Source organism: Streptomyces sp. NBC_00523 (assembly GCF_036346615.1).
In the GTDB taxonomy this organism is placed as follows: domain Bacteria; phylum Actinomycetota; class Actinomycetes; order Streptomycetales; family Streptomycetaceae; genus Streptomyces.
Genome location: NZ_CP107836.1, coordinates 744,721 through 760,573, shown reverse-complemented (window position 1 = coordinate 760,573; position 15,853 = coordinate 744,721). Strand labels below are relative to the sequence as shown.

16 protein-coding genes are annotated in these 15,853 nt (G+C 71.7%); 8 read left to right on the top strand and 8 right to left on the bottom strand.

Translation table 11 applies throughout. The annotated features are described in order from the left end of the window. Positions 1-4: 4 nt before the first annotated feature. Positions 5-1,036, bottom strand: coding sequence for a LacI family DNA-binding transcriptional regulator (locus OHS17_RS03555; protein ID WP_330311015.1), 1,032 nt, complete (start codon positions 1,034-1,036; stop codon positions 5-7). 177 nt (positions 1,037-1,213) lie between these two features. Here OHS17_RS03555 and OHS17_RS03550 point away from each other — a divergent pair, with 177 nt between their 5' ends. Continuing rightward, positions 1,214-2,170, top strand: a complete 957-nt coding sequence (locus OHS17_RS03550) for an ROK family protein (protein ID WP_330311014.1) — start codon at positions 1,214-1,216, stop codon at positions 2,168-2,170. Here the strand turns inward: OHS17_RS03550 and OHS17_RS03545 are convergent. After that, positions 2,160-4,196 carry an NPCBM/NEW2 domain-containing protein gene (locus OHS17_RS03545; protein WP_330311013.1) on the bottom strand — a complete coding sequence of 679 codons (2,037 nt, stop codon included), beginning with the start codon at positions 4,194-4,196 and terminating at the stop codon, positions 2,160-2,162. The genes OHS17_RS03550 and OHS17_RS03545 overlap by 11 nt on opposite strands. Positions 4,197-4,459: 263 nt before the next feature. Between OHS17_RS03545 and OHS17_RS03540 the strand changes: the two genes are divergently transcribed. From OHS17_RS03540 to OHS17_RS03530, 3 genes are read left to right on the top strand one after another with little or no spacing between them, the layout of a single operon-like run. Further along, on the top strand, positions 4,460-5,749 hold the full coding sequence (locus OHS17_RS03540) for an ABC transporter substrate-binding protein (RefSeq protein WP_330315138.1): 1,290 nt from the start codon (positions 4,460-4,462) through the stop codon (positions 5,747-5,749). Between the two features lie 16 nt (positions 5,750-5,765). Next, the gene (locus OHS17_RS03535) at positions 5,766-6,680 is read left to right on the top strand and encodes a carbohydrate ABC transporter permease (RefSeq protein ID WP_328898945.1); all 915 of its coding nucleotides are present in this window, start codon (positions 5,766-5,768) and stop codon (positions 6,678-6,680) included. Continuing rightward, the gene (locus tag OHS17_RS03530) at positions 6,677-7,594 is read left to right on the top strand and encodes a carbohydrate ABC transporter permease (protein ID WP_330311012.1); all 918 of its coding nucleotides are present in this window, start codon (positions 6,677-6,679) and stop codon (positions 7,592-7,594) included. The genes OHS17_RS03535 and OHS17_RS03530 overlap by 4 nt, the downstream gene beginning before the upstream one ends. A gap of 44 nt (positions 7,595-7,638) precedes the next feature. On the opposite strand, the gene OHS17_RS03525 is transcribed toward OHS17_RS03530, so the two are convergent. Continuing rightward, positions 7,639-8,181 carry an excalibur calcium-binding domain-containing protein gene (locus OHS17_RS03525; RefSeq protein WP_330311011.1) on the bottom strand — a complete coding sequence of 181 codons (543 nt, stop codon included), beginning with the start codon at positions 8,179-8,181 and terminating at the stop codon, positions 7,639-7,641. 164 nt (positions 8,182-8,345) lie between these two features. Here OHS17_RS03525 and OHS17_RS03520 point away from each other — a divergent pair, with 164 nt between their 5' ends. Continuing rightward, the gene (locus tag OHS17_RS03520; protein ID WP_018102743.1) at positions 8,346-8,612 is read left to right on the top strand and encodes a hypothetical protein; all 267 of its coding nucleotides are present in this window, start codon (positions 8,346-8,348) and stop codon (positions 8,610-8,612) included. A 110-nt stretch (positions 8,613-8,722) separates the two neighbouring features. After that, the gene (locus OHS17_RS03515) at positions 8,723-9,760 is read left to right on the top strand and encodes an NUDIX hydrolase (RefSeq protein WP_330311010.1); all 1,038 of its coding nucleotides are present in this window, start codon (positions 8,723-8,725) and stop codon (positions 9,758-9,760) included. Here OHS17_RS03515 and OHS17_RS03510 read toward each other — a convergent pair. Beyond that, the gene (locus tag OHS17_RS03510; RefSeq protein ID WP_330311009.1) at positions 9,719-10,429 is read right to left on the bottom strand and encodes an MBL fold metallo-hydrolase; all 711 of its coding nucleotides are present in this window, start codon (positions 10,427-10,429) and stop codon (positions 9,719-9,721) included. The two genes, OHS17_RS03515 and OHS17_RS03510, sit on opposite strands and share 42 nt — an antisense overlap. Before the next feature lie 91 nt (positions 10,430-10,520). After that, positions 10,521-11,885: a dipeptidase gene (locus OHS17_RS03505; RefSeq protein ID WP_330311008.1), complete on the bottom strand. Its 1,365-nt coding sequence runs from the start codon at positions 11,883-11,885 to the stop codon at positions 10,521-10,523. A gap of 184 nt (positions 11,886-12,069) precedes the next feature. Between OHS17_RS03505 and OHS17_RS03500 the strand changes: the two genes are divergently transcribed. Beyond that, positions 12,070-13,284: a geranylgeranyl reductase family protein gene (locus OHS17_RS03500; protein ID WP_079199379.1), complete on the top strand. Its 1,215-nt coding sequence runs from the start codon at positions 12,070-12,072 to the stop codon at positions 13,282-13,284. Between the two features lie 50 nt (positions 13,285-13,334). On the opposite strand, the gene OHS17_RS03495 is transcribed toward OHS17_RS03500, so the two are convergent. Then, positions 13,335-13,793, bottom strand: coding sequence for a nitroreductase/quinone reductase family protein (locus OHS17_RS03495; RefSeq protein ID WP_330311007.1), 459 nt, complete (start codon positions 13,791-13,793; stop codon positions 13,335-13,337). A 141-nt stretch (positions 13,794-13,934) separates the two neighbouring features. Here OHS17_RS03495 and OHS17_RS03490 point away from each other — a divergent pair, with 141 nt between their 5' ends. Beyond that, entirely contained in the window at positions 13,935-14,645 is a 711-nt protein-coding gene (locus OHS17_RS03490) for a TetR/AcrR family transcriptional regulator (protein ID WP_330311006.1), read from the top strand. Between the two features lie 14 nt (positions 14,646-14,659). On the opposite strand, the gene OHS17_RS03485 is transcribed toward OHS17_RS03490, so the two are convergent. Together OHS17_RS03485 and OHS17_RS03480 are read right to left on the bottom strand one after the other, a co-directional pair. Continuing rightward, entirely contained in the window at positions 14,660-15,415 is a 756-nt protein-coding gene (locus OHS17_RS03485) for a maleylpyruvate isomerase family mycothiol-dependent enzyme (RefSeq protein WP_330311005.1), read from the bottom strand. A 43-nt stretch (positions 15,416-15,458) separates the two neighbouring features. After that, positions 15,459-15,830 (bottom strand): SCO4225 family membrane protein, encoded by a 372-nt coding sequence (locus OHS17_RS03480; RefSeq protein ID WP_330311004.1) that lies wholly within the window; start codon positions 15,828-15,830, stop codon positions 15,459-15,461. Between the last annotated feature and the right edge of the window lie 23 nt (positions 15,831-15,853).

The window sequence follows — 15,853 nt, the reverse complement described above, 5'->3', positions numbered from 1 at the left end:
TCGCTCAGGCGGCCGGGGGGATCTCCCCCGAGCCGCGGGCGATCAGCCGGGTCGGGAGCTCCACGCGCGCCGGGGGGTGACCGGACCCGTCCAGGCGCCGGAAGAGGTGCTCGGCGGCGGTGCGGCCCACCGTCGCCGCGTCCTGGGAGATGACGGTGATCCCGAGCAGGTCCGCCAGTTCGATGTCGTCGAAGCCGACCAGGGCGACCGGCCGCTCCCGGTCCGCCAGGACGCGCACCGCCGTCACCGTCACCCGGTTGTTGCCGGAGAAGAGCGCCGTCACCGGCTCCGGACCCGTGAGCATCGCCTCGGCGGCGGCGCGCACGCGGTCGGGGTCCGTGGAGCCCAGCGAGACCCAAGAGTCCTCGACGGTTATCCCGGCCTCCGCCATCGCCGCGTGGTAGCCGCGCAGGCGCTCGGTCGCGGTGTGGATGCGCGGCTGGTCGCCGATGAAGCCGATACGGCGGTGGCCGTGCGCGATCAGATGGGCGACGCCCTCGCGGGCCCCGCCGAAGCTGTCCGAGAGGACCATGTCCGCCTGGATCTGCCCGGCCGGGCGGTCCACGAAGACGGTCGCGACGCCCGCCTTGATCTCCGGCTCCAGATAGCGGTGGTCGTCGGCGGCCGGGATCACGATCAGTCCGTCGACCCGGCGCGCGCACAGGGCGAGGACCAGCTCCTGCTCGCGCTCCGGGTCCTCGGCGCTGGAACCGTTGATGAGCAGGGCGCCGTGCGCCCGGGCCACCTCCTCGACCGCGCGGCTCAGCGGCCCGTAGAAGGGGTCGGCCAGATCCTCCAGGACCAGGCCGATGGAGGCGGTCCTGCCCTTGCGCAGCACCCGCGCGCTGTCGTTGCGGCGGAAGCCTAGCGCCTCGATGGCCTCCTGCACACGGCGCTCCGTGTCCGGGGTGACCCCCGGCTCGCTGTTGACCACGCGCGAGACCGTCTTCAGGCCCACCCCGGCCCGGGCGGCCACGTCCTTCATGGTCGGCCGGTTGCCGTAACGGGGCTCGGGATGACGGGCGGTCTCGGCCACGGTGCGCTGTCCTGTCGTCGGTCGGGCGGTCCCGGCGGGCCACGGCGGCGGCCGTGGGGGCTCCCGGAGGGTGTGGCGTCGAGCATAGGCCCTGGACAACGTTGTCAAGGGAATGGAGACTGGGCAGACTGTGCACCTGAGCCGCAGGTCCCGCCCACACCACCCGGAGCCACACCGATGCAGACCCACCTCGTCGCCGCCCTGGACATCGGGGGCACCAAGATCGCCGGCGCGTTGGTGGACCGGGACGGCGGGCTCCTGGTGCGCGCCCAGCGGCCGACGCCCGCGCGGGAGAGCGGCGAACGCGTCATGGCGGCGGTCGGCGGCGTCCTGGCCGATCTGGCCGCCTCCCCGTACTGGGGCGACGCGACGGCCGTCGGCATCGGCAGCGCGGGCCCGGTGGACGCCGCCGGGGGAACGGTCAGCCCGGTCAACGTGCCCGGCTGGCGGGGCTTCCCCCTGGTCGAGCGGGTCGCCGACGCCACCGGCGGCCTTCCGGTCACGCTGGTCGGCGACGGCGTCGCGATCACGGCGGCGGAACACTGGCTCGGCGCGGCGCGCGGCCACGACAACGCGCTGTGCATGGTCGTCTCGACCGGCGTCGGCGGCGGGCTCGTCCTCGGCGGCGCCCTGCACCCCGGCCCCAGCGGGAACGCCGGCCACATCGGGCACATCAGCGTGGACCTCGACGGCGACCTCTGCCCGTGCGGGGCGCGCGGCTGCGTCGAGCGCATCGCGAGCGGCCCCAACATCGCGCGCCGCGCGCTGGACGCGGGCTGGCGGCCCGGCCCGGACGGCGACGCGACCGCGGTCGCCGTCGCGGCCGCCGCGCGGGCCGGTGACCCGGTCGCCGTGGCCTCCTTCGAACGCGCCGCGCAGGCCCTGGCGGCGGGGATCGCCGCGACGGCGACCCTGGTCGAGATCGACATCGCGGTGATCGGCGGCGGGGTGGCCGGCGCGGGCGAGCTGCTGTTCGCCCCGCTGCGCACGGCCCTGCGCCGGTACGCCACGCTCTCCTTCGTCCAGCACCTGACGGTGGTGCCCGCGGTCATGGGCAACGACGCGGGCCTGGTCGGTGCGGCGGCGGCCGCGCTGGCCGCCGCCCGGCCGCTCGCCGACCCGCTCAGCAGGTGATCCGCAGGTCCCCCCAGTCCGCGTGGTCCGAGTCGACGCCGTCGCCGCCGTCCGTGACCACCAGCCGGACGACCTGAGCCCCGGTCACGTCCGCCGAAAGGGGCTGCGGGGCCATCGCGTTGGTCAGGACTCCGGTCGAGGCGGCCTTCTCGCCGTCCGCCCAGATCTCGAAGGTCACGGTGCCCTTGGCGCCCTTCTCGTCGTCCACGCCCACCTGCGCCGTCACGGCGGTGCACGCGCCGCCCGCGTAGTACTCGACGCTGCTCGCCGCGTGGGTGCCGAGCCCCTTGGCGTACACCTGGCCGCCGATGGTCAGCGGGTGGCCGTCGCCCGCGGCGCTCTCGCCGTTGCTGGTGTCCGTCTCGACGGGGCCGTAGCCGTTGGAGGCGCTGAGCTGCGGCAGGTCGCTGAGGTAGCCGCCGCCGGCCGGGGGCGGCACCACCACATGGGCCCGGAACGGCACGGCGGACCGGACCCGCTCACCGGTGGGGGAGCGGTACTGGGCGGTGAGCGTCAGGTCGTAGCCGCCGGGTGCCGTCACGGCGGGGGCCGTCACCCGCCACCGGGTGGCCAGTGCGCGGCCGGTGGGCAGTGCGGGGGTGCGGGTCGGCGACGCGGCTTCCACCTGCCAGCCGGCGGGGCCGGTGAGCGCGGCGGAGACCGTGAGCGCGGGGGTGCGGCCCAGGTCGGTGACCTCGGTCGTCAGCGTGGCGGTGCGGCCCGCCTCGACCAGCGGGCTGCCGTCCAGGGCGAGTTCGACGGCCGGCGGGTGCGCGGCCCAGCGGGGGTCGGCGGCGACGCGCAGCAGGACGGTGCCGTGCGCGGGCACGGTCGCCGAGAGGCCGCCCGCGGTGTTGCGGGTGGTGTGGTCCCACAGGTCGCGCACGGTGTACCCGGAGGCGCGCTCCAGGCCGACCGCGGCGGCCGTGGTGGCGATCCGCTGTGCGCTGCCGGTCTCGTTGAACAGGGCCACGGCCCGGGAGCCGTCCGCCATCTCCTTGGCGACGACCCAGCGGCCGCCCTCGGAGGAGAGCACCTCGCCCTGCCGGCCCAGCGGGTCCTGGTCGACGGCGATGACCTCCTCGTTGGAGAGGATGTCGAACGTCTCCTGGGAGGCGGTGCGAAGGTCGGAGCCGATGAGCAGCGGCGCCGCCATCACCGACCACATCGAGAAGTGGGTGCGGTACTCGGTGTCGGTCATCCCGCCGTTGCCGACCTCCAGCATGTCGGGGTCGTTCCAGTGGCCCGGACCGGCCGCGGCGGCGAGCGGGAGGTTCTGCTTCATGATCGACAGCATGCTGCCCCAGCTGTCGTTGATGTCGCCCGTGGTGCGCCAGAGATGGCCCAGCTCGGCCGCCCATTCCCAGGGCTTGTTCTGGCCCCATTCGCAAATGCTGTAGACGATGGGACGGCCGGTCGCGACGAGCGCGTCGCGCATCGTCGTATAGCGTTCCTTCGCGTCCACGCCCTGGTTGTTGCAGTTGTCGTACTTGAGGTAGTCGACGCCCCAGTCGGCGAACTGCCGCGCGTCGCTGAATTCATGGCCGAGCGCTCCCGGAAGGCCCACGCTGTCGCAGGTCCTGGTACCGGCGCTGGTGTAGATCCCCAGCTTGAGGCCCTTCGCGTGCACATAGTCCGCGACCGCCTCGATACCGTGCGGAAAGCGCACCGGATCGGCCACCAGCTTTCCTTCGGCATCGCGTTCCGGAACCGCCCAGCAGTCGTCCAGATTGACGTACTCGTACCCGGCGTCCTTCAACCCCTTCTCCACGAAGATGTCGGCGATTCCCTTGACCATGTCCTCATTGAACTCGGCGCGGCAATGCGTGGAGTTCCAGTTGTTGAAGCCCATGGGCGGGGTGAGGGCCAGTCCGTTCGCGGCCCGGGTTCCGGCGGCCGGTGCCGGTGCGGGGGAGTGCGCGGCGGCGGGGACCACGGCCCCCGCCGTGCACAGGAGGCCCGCGACCAGGGCTCCGAGGACTCTGTGGCGGTTCGCTGGGGTGGGACGGCTTGGAAGATGACGCATCGTTACGTTCCTCCGTACTCATGCCGGATCAGGCGGCGCCATGTGCACGCCAAGACGAGCGAATACGTTAGAGCGTGTTGAAGTCTGTTGGAAGAGGGCGGGCGTCCGGTCGGCCGCATCTCGTCAAAACCCTTGACTGCGCCCCATGTTGGGGGTGAGATCCAAGCGCACGTTCGGTTGTGTTCGGTTGCCTTCCGGAGGACGGGGTCATGGCACACTCGTACAACAGATCGGATCTGCCCGGCAGCGTCGCGGGACACCGGATGTCCCGGCGGAGTCTGCTGCGCGGCGCGGCCCTCGGTGCCGGCGCGGTCACGCTTCCCGCCCTGCTCACCGCGTGCGGCGGCGGACCCGGCGGGGACGGCAAGACCGTCACCCTGGGATCGAATGCGTCCGACCCCGTTCCCAAGAAGGCGTTCGCCGACGCGTTCAAGGCGTACGCCGCGCAGTCGGACGGGCGGAAGGTGAAGGTCAACACCGTCGACCACAACACCTTCCAGGAGAACATCAACCGCTATCTCCAGGGAAAGCCCGACGACGTCTTCATGTGGTTCGCCGGGTACCGCATGCAGTTCTTCGCGAAGAAGGGCCTGCTGTACGACATCAGCGACAACTGGCAGCACTACGCGGGATTCTCCGACGCCCTGAAGGACCAGTCCAGCGGCGAGGACGGCAAGCAGTACCTCACGCCGTACTACTACTATCCGTGGGCCGTCTTCCACCGGAAGAGCCTGTTCACCGAGCGCGGCTATCAGGTGCCCAAAACCCTTGACGAGTACGTGGCGCTCGCCAAGCAGATGAAGAAGGACAAGCTGGACCCCATCGCGTTCTGCGACAAGGACGGCTGGCCCGCCATGGGCACCTTCGACTACATCAACATGCGCACCAACGGATATGAATTCCACAAGAGCCTCATGGCCGGTGAGGAAGCCTGGACGGACAAACGCGTCCGGGACGTCTTCGACACCTGGCGGCGCCTGCTTCCGTACTGCCAGCCCGGCGCCAACGGCCGTACCTGGCAGGAGGCCGCCACAAGCCTCCAGAAGCGCGAGGCGGGCATGACCGTCCTCGGCCTGCCGCACCCCGGCGCGCAGTTCCCCAAGGACGAGCAGGGCGACCTGGACTTCTTCCCGTTCCCCGAGATCAGCCCCGAGCACGGCCAGGACGCCGTGGAGGCGCCCATCGACGGGTTCCTGCTGGCCAAGAAGTCCAAGAACCTGAAGAACAAGAAGACGCTGGAGAGCGCCAAGGACCTGGTGAGGTGGCTCGCCACCGGCAAGGCCGAGGACATCTACCTCAAGAGCGACCCCAACAACATCGCGGTCAGCGAGGAGGCGGACACCTCCGGGTACTCCGCGATCCAGAAGAAGGCCGTCGAACTCGTCTCGGGCGCCAAGCAGATCTCGCAGTTCCTCGACCGGGACACCCGTCCGGACTTCGCGTCCACGGTCATGATCCCCGCGATCCAGAAGTTCATCAGCAGCCCCAATGACGTGGACGGCCTGGTCAACGACATCGAACGGCAGAAGAAGACCATCTTCGCCTCGGACTGAACCGGGAGTACGCACCGTGCCGTTCATCTCGGGGAGGCGCACCGGACGACGGGGCACGCGGCGGTACACCCGCCGCGACCTCGTCGTGCTGGGTGTGCTGCTCGGCCTGCCCGTCCTGCTCGACCTCGCCATCGTCTGGGGCCCGACCCTGGCCTCCGTCGTCCTCTCGTTCACCAGCTGGGACGGGATCGGCGACATCGAGTGGGTCGGGACCCGCAATTACGTGAACCTCTTCACGAACTACCCGCAGTTCTGGCCCGCCGCCCGGCACAACCTGCTCTGGCTCGCCTTCCTCGGCCTCGTCGCCACCCCGTTCGGGCTGCTCCTGGCCGTGCTGATCGACCGGGGCGTCCGGTTCAGCCGCTTCTACCAGTCCACGCTGTACATGCCCGTCGTGCTCTCGCTCGCGGTGGTCGGCTTCATCGCCCAGCTCGTGTTCTCGCGGGACCAGGGCGCGCTCAACGCCGTCATCGGCGACACGGAGACCCCGACGGACTGGCTCGGCGATCCGGACCTCAACATCTGGATGATCCTGCTGGCCGCCGCCTGGCGGCACACCGGCTATGTGATGATCCTCTACCTCGCCGGACTCAAGGCCGTCGACCAGTCCCTCAAGGAGGCGGCGGCGATCGACGGGGCGAGCGAGGCGCAGACCTTCTTCCGCGTCGTCTTCCCCACCCTGCGGCCGGTCAACGTCATCGTCGGCGTCATCACCGTCATCGAGTCGCTGCGCGCCTTCGACATCGTGTACGCAGTCAACCACGGCCGCAACGGCCTCGAACTGCTCTCCGTGCTCGTCACCGACAACATCATCGGCGAGGCCAGCCGGATCGGCTTCGGCTCCGCGATCGCCGTCGTCCTGCTGACCGTCTCCCTCGGATTCGTGGTGACGTACCTGGTCCAGGAGCTCCGAGGGGAGAAAGACCGATGACCACCACGCAGGCCGACCCCGTACGCCCGGCGGCCCCCGCGCCCGTCGCGGCCCGCCGCAGGCTCCGCCCCGGCCGGCTCGGGGTGCACGCCTTCCTGATGGCGGTCTCGCTGGCCTTCCTGGCCCCGCTGCTGCTCGCGGTCTACGCCTCGCTGCGGCCGTACGACGAGACCTCCGAGTACGGCTACTTCTCGCTGCCGCGCCACCTCTCGCTGGACTACTACCGGCAGGCGTTCACCGACTCCGGCATGACGAAGTACTTCGTCAACACCCTGATCATCGCGGTGCCCGGCGTGTTGATCACCCTGTTCCTCGCCTCGTTCGTGGCCTTCGCGCTCGCCCGGCTGAAGATGCGCGGCGGGCTGGTCCTGCTGATGCTCTTCACGGCCGGCAACCTGCTCCCGCAGCAGGTGATCGTCACCCCGCTGTACGTCGTCTTCAACCGGATCCCGCTGCCGTACTGGATGTCCGACTCGATGACGATGTTCGACTCCTACTGGGCCGTCGTCCTGGTGCAGATCGGCTTCCAGATCGGCTTCTGCGTGTTCGTCCTGGCCAACTTCATGCGCACCCTCCCGTCGGAGATCCTGGAGGCGGCGGTGGTGGACGGGGCCGGGGTGTGGACGCGGTTCTGGCGGATCACCCTGCCGCTGTGCCGCCCGGCGCTCGCCGCGCTGGGCACGCTCCAGTTCACCTGGATGTACAACGACTTCCTGTGGGCGCTGGTTTTCATCTCCGACGGCGACAAACTGCCCATCACCTCCGCGCTGAACAACCTGCGCGGACAATTCTTCACTGACTACAACCTGCTCGCCGCCGGTTCGGTGATCGTCGCGCTGCCGACGCTCATCGTCTTCCTGCTGCTCCAGCGGCACTTCATCGCCGGACTCACGCTGGGGTCCGGCAAGGGGTGACGGGGCCTGTCCGGCGGAGTGCCGCCGGACAGGCCGGAAGCGACCTACTCGCAGGCCACGCCGTCCCCGTCGCGGTCGAGATGACGGCCGTACCCCGGGTCGCCCCGGTGGATCGGGGCCGCACCGGCCGCGCGGACGGCGGTGCAGTTCGCGTAGTACGCCGAGCTGCCGCCCGAGCCCCCTCCACTCGAACCGGAACCGTCCGAACCGGGGTCGTCCGAGGTGCCGGCGGGCGCCTCGGGCGCGACGGTGACCTTGACGGTCTTCGTCCTCGTGACGGTCGGCACCGGCTCGGGGCTCGCGGTGACCGTCTCGGTCACGGCGGGCTCCGGCGCGGGCGTGACCGACACCGTGGCGGTGACGGTCGGCGCCGGCGAGGACTTCGCCGCGGCCTCGGTCCTGTCCGCCCCGGAGTCGCCCCCGGCGGCGCCCATGCCCACGCCGATGAGGAAGAGAACGGCCGCCGCCGGGATGACGATGCGTTTCCTCGCCCAGCGGGGCGCCCCGCCGGGACCCTGCGGGCCGAACGGGGACGGCTGCGGCGGCGGCCCCCAAGGCGGCGGCTGCGGTGACAGGTTGTGCGACACGGGACCCCCCAAGGTTGTGTGGAGGGAAGACCGTAGCCAGGGCGCCGAACGCGAGGGGGGCAATCCTCCGCAAGTGATGGAGTTGTGGCCATCGCGTGAAGCCGGAGGCCCGCCACGGTCCGCGCGGGCCCGCCGTTGTCAGTGCCGGGTGCGATCCTGCATGCATGGACGAGATCATGCGACGGCGGGTGTACGGCGCCGACCACGAAGACCCCGACCCGGGACCACAGCCGGGCCGTGACTACCGGGAACTGGTCGGCGGACCGCTCGACGGACTACTCCTGGACGTGACGGGGTGGACGGCGGTGGCCCTCGCGGACGGCTCCGCCCTGGTCACCGAGATCGGCGCCTACGGACCGGGCGGCCGCGCCGAGTACGGGCCGCGCCCGGACGAGCCGGACAAGTGGGACTGGCGGGGCGATACGCCGTAGCCCGGGGCGGGCCCCGCAGCCCCGTCCGTGCAACGCGTCGCCCCGGTCGGGTTTTCGCGGCAGGGTGTTGCGGGCAAGCCACAGGGGGCTGCTACGGAAGAGGGGGAACCGTGATCGTCTGGATCAACGGTGCGTTCGGCGCCGGAAAGACCAGCGCCGCGCGTGAACTGATCGATCTGATCCCGAACAGCACCTTGTACGACCCGGAACTCACCGGGACGGGGCTCGGAAGTCTGCTGCCCCAGAAGAAACTGGCCGAGGTGACGGACTTCCAGGACCTGCCGATCTGGCGGCGTCTCGTGGTGGACACCGCCGCCGCGCTCCTCGCCGAGCTGGGTGGGGTCCTCGTCGTCCCGATGACGCTCCTGCGGCAGGAGTACCGCGACGAGATATTCGGCGGGCTCGCCGCCCGGCGCATACCGGTGCGCCATGTACTGCTCTCACCTGAGGAAACGATCCTGCGTGCGCGCATCGCCCATAGGGCCGAGTTCCCCGGTGACGCGGAGCGCGTGGACCCGACCGGCCGCTGGGCGTACGACCGCATCGAACCCTACCGATCGGCCCTCGGCTGGATCACCGGGGACGCCCACACCGTCGACAACAGCGCGCTCACCCCGCGCGAGACGGCGGAGCGCATCGCGGAGGCCGTACGCACCGACGCCGCCCCCGCCTGCGAGATCGTCCAGACCCCCGAGCCGACCGCGGAGACCGTCGCCTCCGGGGTGCTGCTCTTCGACGAGCACGACCGGTTCCTGCTCGTCGATCCCACGTACAAACCCGGCTGGGAGTTTCCTGGCGGCGTCGTGGAGGCGGGCGAGGCCCCCGCGCAGGCCGGGATCCGGGAGGTCGCCGAGGAGATCGGCATCCATCTCGACCGGGTGCCCAAGCTCCTCGTCATCGACTGGGAGGCCCCCGACCCGCCCGGGTACGGAGGTCTGCGCCTCCTCTTCGACGGCGGGCTGCTGCCCCGGGCGGACGCGGAACGGCTGCTGCTCCCCGGCTCCGAGCTGCGCGGCTGGCGGTTCGTCACCGAGGCGGAGGCGGCCACCCTGCTCCCGCCCACCCGCTACGAGCGGCTGTGCTGGGCGCTCCGGGCCCGGGAACGCTCAGCCGTGCTCAACCTGGAGGCCGGCGTCCCCGTGGGCTGAGGCCCGCAGCACCGCGGCGGCGTCCTCGGTGAGGGGGTCGCCGTGGCCGAAGCAGACCGTGGCCGGTTCCAGGGCGGCCAGCCGTTGGAACGAGGCCACGGCCTGCTCCCGGTCGATGTTGAAGACGCCCAGCATCACCTGCCCCACCCCGGCCACGCAGTCGCCGGTGAACAGGACGCCGTGCCCGGGCAGATGCACACCGATGGAGCCCGGCGTGTGACCGGGGGAGTGGACCACCCGCGCCCCGCCCCCGAAGGGCAGCACCGCCCCGTCGGACAGCTCGGTGTCGACCCGGGTCGGGGGAGCCGGGGGAACGGTCAGCGCGTGCGCGTACAGCGGGCGTTCCCAATCCAGGAGCACCGGCTCCCCGACCTCCTCCTCGCCCCGGATCACCGGCGCGTCCAGCCGGTGCGCCAGAATCTCGGCACCGTGGCGGTCGGCCAGCTCCTGGGCGGCGCCGTAGTGGTCCCGGTGGCCGTGGGTGATGATGATTCGGGCGAGGTCGGCGGGGTCGTGGCCGAGGCCGCGCACCGCCTCCTCGATGGCGGGCGCCGCGTTCACATCGCCCGCGTCGATCAGGGTCAGCTCCGTCCCGTCGCGCCAGAGATACGCCTGGCCGATCGGGAAGCGGAACATGTGCAACTGCGGAAGCACCTCTACGAGATCCATGCGGCGAACCTAGGCGGCCGCGGCCGGCCACCGCATGGATCTACGCTCTCGGCGAGCTTCGCTCAACGCGTAGCCCGGGCCCGACGAGGGCTCAGACCGCCTTGGACGCCGCGTAGTTGCGCAGGAACAGCGCCTCGGTCACCGACAGCCGTTCCAGCTCCTCGGGCGACACGCTCTCGTTCACCGCGTGGATCTGCGCCTCCGGCTCGCTGAGCCCGATCAGCAGGATCTCCGCGTCCGGGTACAGCCCGGCCAGGGTGTTGCACAGCGGGATCGAGCCGCCCATGCCGGAGGACTGCATCTCCTGGCCCGGGTACGCGACGCGCATGGCGTCGGCCATCGCGGTGTACGCCGGGCTCGCGATGTCAGCGCGGAACGGCTGGCCCTGGCCGACCTGCTCGACCGAGACCTTCGCGCCCCACGGGGCGTGCGCGAGCAGGTGCGCGGTGAGCAGCTTCGTCGCCTCGTCCGCGTTCTGCCCCGGCGGCACCCGCAGGCTGATCTGGGCCCGGGCGCTCGCCTGCACGGAGGGGGTCGCGCCGACCACGGCCGGGCAGTCGATGCCGATCACGGTGACGGCCGGCCGCGCCCAGATCCGGTCGGCGACCGTGCCGGTGCCGATGAGCCCGACCCCGTCGAGGACCTTGGCGTCGTTGCGGAACTCCTCCTCCGGGTACTGCAGTCCGTCCCACTCCTCGTCCGCGGTCAGCCCGTCGACCGTGGTCGAGCCGTCCTCGGCGCGCAGCGAGGCGAGCAGCTGGATCATCGCGGCGAGCGCGTCGGGCGCGGCACCGCCGAACTGGCCGGAGTGGAGGTTGCCCTCCAGCGTGTCCAGCTGGACCCGCAGCATCGTCATGCCGCGCAGCGTCGAGGTCACGGTCGGCAGCCCCACCCGGAAGTTGCCGGTGTCGCCGATCACGATGGTGTCGGCCGCCAGCAGCCCGGGGTGCGCCTCGGCGTACCGCTCCAGACCCCCGGTGCCCTGCTCCTCCGAACCCTCCACGATCACCTTGACCGAGACAGGTACCCCGCCGTCCGCCTTCAGGGCGCGCAGCGCGAGGAGATGCATGATGAAGCCGCCCTTGCAGTCGGCCGAGCCCCGCCCGAACCAGCGCCCGTCACGCTCAGTCAGCTCGAACGGCGGGGAGATCCAGGCGGCCTCGTCCAGCGGCGGCTGCACGTCGTAGTGCGCGTAGAGCAGCACGGTCGGCGCGCCCTCGGGCCCGGGCAGGAGGCCGTAGACGGACTGGCTGCCGTCCGGGGTGTCGAGCAGGGCCACGTCCTGGAAGCCCTCGGCGCGCAGCGCGGCCGCGACCCACTCGGCGGCGCCCTCGCACTCGCTCTTCGGATAGACCGCGGGGTCCGCCACCGACTGGAAGGCCACCAGCTCGGTCAGCTCCGCCTTGGCGCGGGGCATCAGCGAGGCGATGGTCTCGGGAATCGGGTGGCCGGTCATGGGGCACGCTCCTGGTAGGTGCGACGTTATGTGTACGTTTCCGGTTACTCGCCCGCCTGGAGTGCGGCGTCGCGGGTACGTCGGAGACCTGGCCGATCCTCCCACAGCGGTTCTCGGCCACAACGCGCCGTAGGATGCCGTGAGCAGCTTGGGCCACTGGTCGGATCGGGAGCAGAAGCACATCGTGAGCAGCGAGAACGCAGACGCCGGACATGAGCACGAAGAGTCGTCCGTGTGGGACGTCGTCGTAGTCGGCGCCGGACCGGCGGGAGCCTCCGCGGCATACGCGGCGGCCGTCGCCGGCCGTAAGGTACTGCTCCTGGAGAAGGCGGAGCTGCCGCGTTACAAGACGTGCGGCGGCGGCATCATCGGATTTTCGCGCGATGCCCTGCCACCCGGGTTCGAACTGCCCCTGAAGGACCGGATCCACGCGGTCACCTTCTCGCTCAACGGCAGACTGGCGCGCACCCGCCGCTCGAAGCGGATGCTCTTCGGCCTCATCAACCGCCCCGAGTTCGACGCGGGGCTCGTCGAGCAGGCGCAGAAGGCCGGTGCCGAACTGCGCACCGGGGCGACCGTCTCGCGGGTGGAGCAGCATGGTGCCGCGGTGCCCGACCGGCGCACGGTCGCGGTCGTGCTGGCCGGCGGCGAGACCGTCCTGGCCCGTGCGGTGGTCGGCGCGGACGGCAGCGCCGGGCGGATAGGAGCCCATGTCGGGGTCAAGCTCGACCAGGTCGACCTCGGCCTGGAGGCGGAGATCCCGGTGCCGCCCACCGTGGCGGAGGACTGGGCGGGCCGGGTCCTCATCGACTGGGGCCCGATGCCCGGCAGTTACGGCTGGGTCTTCCCCAAGGGCGACACCCTGACGGTCGGCGTGATCTCCGCCCGCGGCGACGGCGCCGGCACCAAGCGGTATCTGGAGGACTTCGTCGCGCGGCTCGGCCTCGCTGGCTTCGAGCCGAAGATCTCCTCCGGTCACCTCACGCGCTGCCGCAGCGAGGACTCCCCGCTCTCGCGCGGCCGGGTGCTGGTGTGCGGTGACGCGGCCGGGTTGCTGGAGCCGTGGACCCGCGAGGGCATCTCCTTCGCGCTGCGCTCGGGACGGCTCGCCGGTGAGTGGGCGGTGCGCGTCGCGGAGGCGCACGACGCGGTGGACGCCCGCCGCCAGGCGCTCAACTACGCCTTCGCCATCAAGGCCGGACTCGGCGTCGAGATGAGCGTGGGCCGGCGCATGCTGAAGCTGTTCGAGCGGCGCCCGGGCGTGCTGCACGCCGTCCTGACGGGCTTCCGCCCGGCGTGGAACGCGTTCGCGGGCATCACACGCGGCACGACCTCGCTGGCCGAGCTGGTCCGTTCGCACCCGCTGGCCCAGCGCGCGCTCTCGGCGATGGACCGGTAGGGCCGCTTCCGAGGTCCGGTTCCACGAGGGCTGACGCGCCGTCCGGTGCGTCAGCCCTCCTCGCTGATCCGGAAGACCGGGTGGTCCGGGCAGGCCGCCAGGATCTCGGCGTCCGTGGACTTCGCCGTGACGCCCTGGAAGTACTGGTTGACCTCCCAGCCCCACCGCTCCAGGTACGCGCGGATGACGGTCGCCTTGTGCGCGTCGTCCGCGATCTCCACGGCCGAGAAGGGCCGCGTCCTGCGGCCGCGGCGCAGCTCCCCGCCGCCAGCCGCCCGCATGTTGCGCACCCACTGCGAGTGCCCGCGGGCGGAGACCAGGTACCGCACACCCTCGTAGGTGTGCGGGTTGACCGGGACGCGCTGCATCTTGCCGCTCTTGCGGCCCCGCACCGACAGCTCCTGCGAGCCGAGCAGGCTGATTCCGTGCCGCGCGAGCCAGCCGACCAGGCTGTTGAAGCGGATGTTGAGCGGGCTGCCCTGCAGGTAGTACGGCTGCGTCTGCGACATGGTGTGACCCCCACGGTGGAGAGAACATTTCCGAGAGCAGTGCTCTCGCTTGAGATCAGTGTGCACAGAAGCGGCGCTCAAAAGCAAGAGCACTGCTCTCGTTATTGGTCGCTGCTCTGTGCGCGTGGCAGACTGAGTCCCATGAGCGCTATCCGGGGAGCCAGGGAACGGGCCCGTATCGAGGTCACCGCCGCCATCAAGGACGAGGCGAGGAAGCAGCTCGCCGCCGAGGGCGCGGCGAAGCTGTCGCTGCGCGCCGTCGCGCGCGAGCTGGGCATGGTCTCCTCGGCCCTCTACCGCTACTTCCCCAGCCGGGACGACCTGCTGACCGCTCTCATCGTCGACGCGTACGACGCGGTCGGGGAGGCCGCCGAGCGTGCCCAGCGCGGCGCCGCGTCACCCGGCGCCCCCGTCACCGGTCTCAGCCGCTGGGTCGCGGTCGCCTGCGCCGTACGCGACTGGGCGCTGGCCCACCCGCACGAGTACGCGCTCATCTACGGCTCGCCCGTGCCCGGATATTCGGCGCCGCAGGACACCGTCGGTCCCGCCGCACGCGTCGGCATGGTGCTCATCGGCATCGTGGAGGAGGCCCGCCGCGACGAGGGCCTGGCGCTTCCGCCGCTCCCGGACGAGCTGCGCCCGGAGGCCGAACGGCTCGCCGCCGATGTGGCCCCCGGACTGGCTCCGGCGGTGGCCGCCCCGCTGGTCGCGGCCTGGTCCCAGCTGTTCGGGCTGATCTCCTTCGAGGTGTTCGGCCAGTTCAACCGGGTGGTGGAGGCCCGAGAGGTCTTCTTCCGCCAGGCCGTCACGGAACTGGCCCGCACGGTGGGCCTCCTGGGTCCGCGCGGCTGAGTCCGGCTACCGCGTCACGACCAGGTGATCGAGGAGTTGTCGCGCCAGATCCGGGCCGGCTCCTCGTCGCCCGTCACCGTGAGGGCCGTGAGCGGAAGCCGGTTCCACAGGGCGAGGTAGAGCGTCCCGGCCGGGCCGCTCAGCTCGCAGTCCACGGCGGACGCCGGGTCCGGCGCCTCCTCGCGCACGGCCACCGGCGCCTCGGCGGACAGCCGTACGGTCCACACGGCGTCCGCGTCCGTCGCGCGGATCCGCAGCGTGCGCGGAGTCCCGGTGCGCACCCGGCTCTTCGGGCGGGCGTGCATCCCCCGCAGCAGTTCGTCGATGCCGTCCAGCGCAAGGGCGGGCGCGAGGGGGGAGAGCTCGCCGCCGCGCGCGGACTCGGCGTCCGCCCGGTGGATCGTCGTCTCATGGGCCTGGCGGCGGGCCCAGAAGGCGAGCGGCGAGGGCGCCGGGAGGAACGACCAGCACTCCACGCCCTGCGGCGCCTTCTCCAGCGTCTCCACCAGGAGCCCGTGTCCTGCGCGGAAGTGCGCCACCAGCTCCGGTCCGTCCAGCTCCGGTTCGCCGCCGTCGGGGACGTACGAGGTGTGGCCCTCGCGGACGAAGGCGGCGGCCCAGGCGTGCACCATCGCGGTGTGCCGGAGCAGGTCGCGCACCTGCCAGCCGGGGCAGGTCGGCACGGGGGCCCCGGTGCCCGCCTCGGCGGCCGCGTCCGCCAGCAGGCGGCCCTCGGCGGCCAGGGCCGCTATGTGCTCCGTGATCTTCATGGACGGATTGTGCCAGCCGGGCGGGCCCGGGAGGGTCGTCCGGTCAGGCTCCCTGGGGGTGGGCCGTACGGCTCCGGCGGGCGCCGCCGCGTACCAGCCGGACGAACCAGCCCAGCGCCAGCGACTGCACCAGTACGGACACCGTCAGCGCCAGGTACATGAACCAGGCCGGGCCGAAGGATTCCGCCCCCGCCATCGAGCCGCCGAGCAGGAACACGAACACGGTCGGCGCCGCCAGCAGGAACAGCCAGACACCGGCGAACGAGGCGTCGTCGTGGGCGACCAGCAGGGTGTCCACGGTGACGAACACGGCGGCTGCGGCGACCGCGCCCAGGTAGACCAGGGACGCGGCGTTCCCGAAGGTGAGCCGTGCGAGCGTGCGGAGCGACTGCTGGTCGATGGACGGCTTGTTCATGGTGTGTTCCCCCTTGGCTGGCT

Excerpts from the sequence above, each read along its gene's own strand:
- OHS17_RS03550 (WP_330311014.1), top strand. The coding sequence starts at position 1,214 with ATGCAGACCCACCTCGTCGCCGCCCTGGACATCGGGGGCACCAAGATC.
- OHS17_RS03545 (WP_330311013.1), bottom strand. The coding sequence starts at position 4,196 with ATGCGTCATCTTCCAAGCCGTCCCACCCCAGCGAACCGCCACAGAGTC.
- OHS17_RS03540 (WP_330315138.1), top strand. The coding sequence starts at position 4,460 with ATGTCCCGGCGGAGTCTGCTGCGCGGCGCGGCCCTCGGTGCCGGCGCG.
- OHS17_RS03530 (WP_330311012.1), top strand. The coding sequence starts at position 6,677 with ATGACCACCACGCAGGCCGACCCCGTACGCCCGGCGGCCCCCGCGCCC.
- OHS17_RS03520 (WP_018102743.1), top strand. The coding sequence starts at position 8,346 with ATGGACGAGATCATGCGACGGCGGGTGTACGGCGCCGACCACGAAGAC.
- OHS17_RS03510 (WP_330311009.1), bottom strand. The coding sequence starts at position 10,429 with ATGGATCTCGTAGAGGTGCTTCCGCAGTTGCACATGTTCCGCTTCCCG.
- OHS17_RS03505 (WP_330311008.1), bottom strand. The coding sequence starts at position 11,885 with ATGACCGGCCACCCGATTCCCGAGACCATCGCCTCGCTGATGCCCCGC.
- OHS17_RS03495 (WP_330311007.1), bottom strand. The coding sequence starts at position 13,793 with ATGTCGCAGACGCAGCCGTACTACCTGCAGGGCAGCCCGCTCAACATC.
- OHS17_RS03490 (WP_330311006.1), top strand. The coding sequence starts at position 13,935 with ATGAGCGCTATCCGGGGAGCCAGGGAACGGGCCCGTATCGAGGTCACC.
- OHS17_RS03485 (WP_330311005.1), bottom strand. The coding sequence starts at position 15,415 with ATGAAGATCACGGAGCACATAGCGGCCCTGGCCGCCGAGGGCCGCCTG.
- OHS17_RS03480 (WP_330311004.1), bottom strand. The coding sequence starts at position 15,830 with ATGAACAAGCCGTCCATCGACCAGCAGTCGCTCCGCACGCTCGCACGG.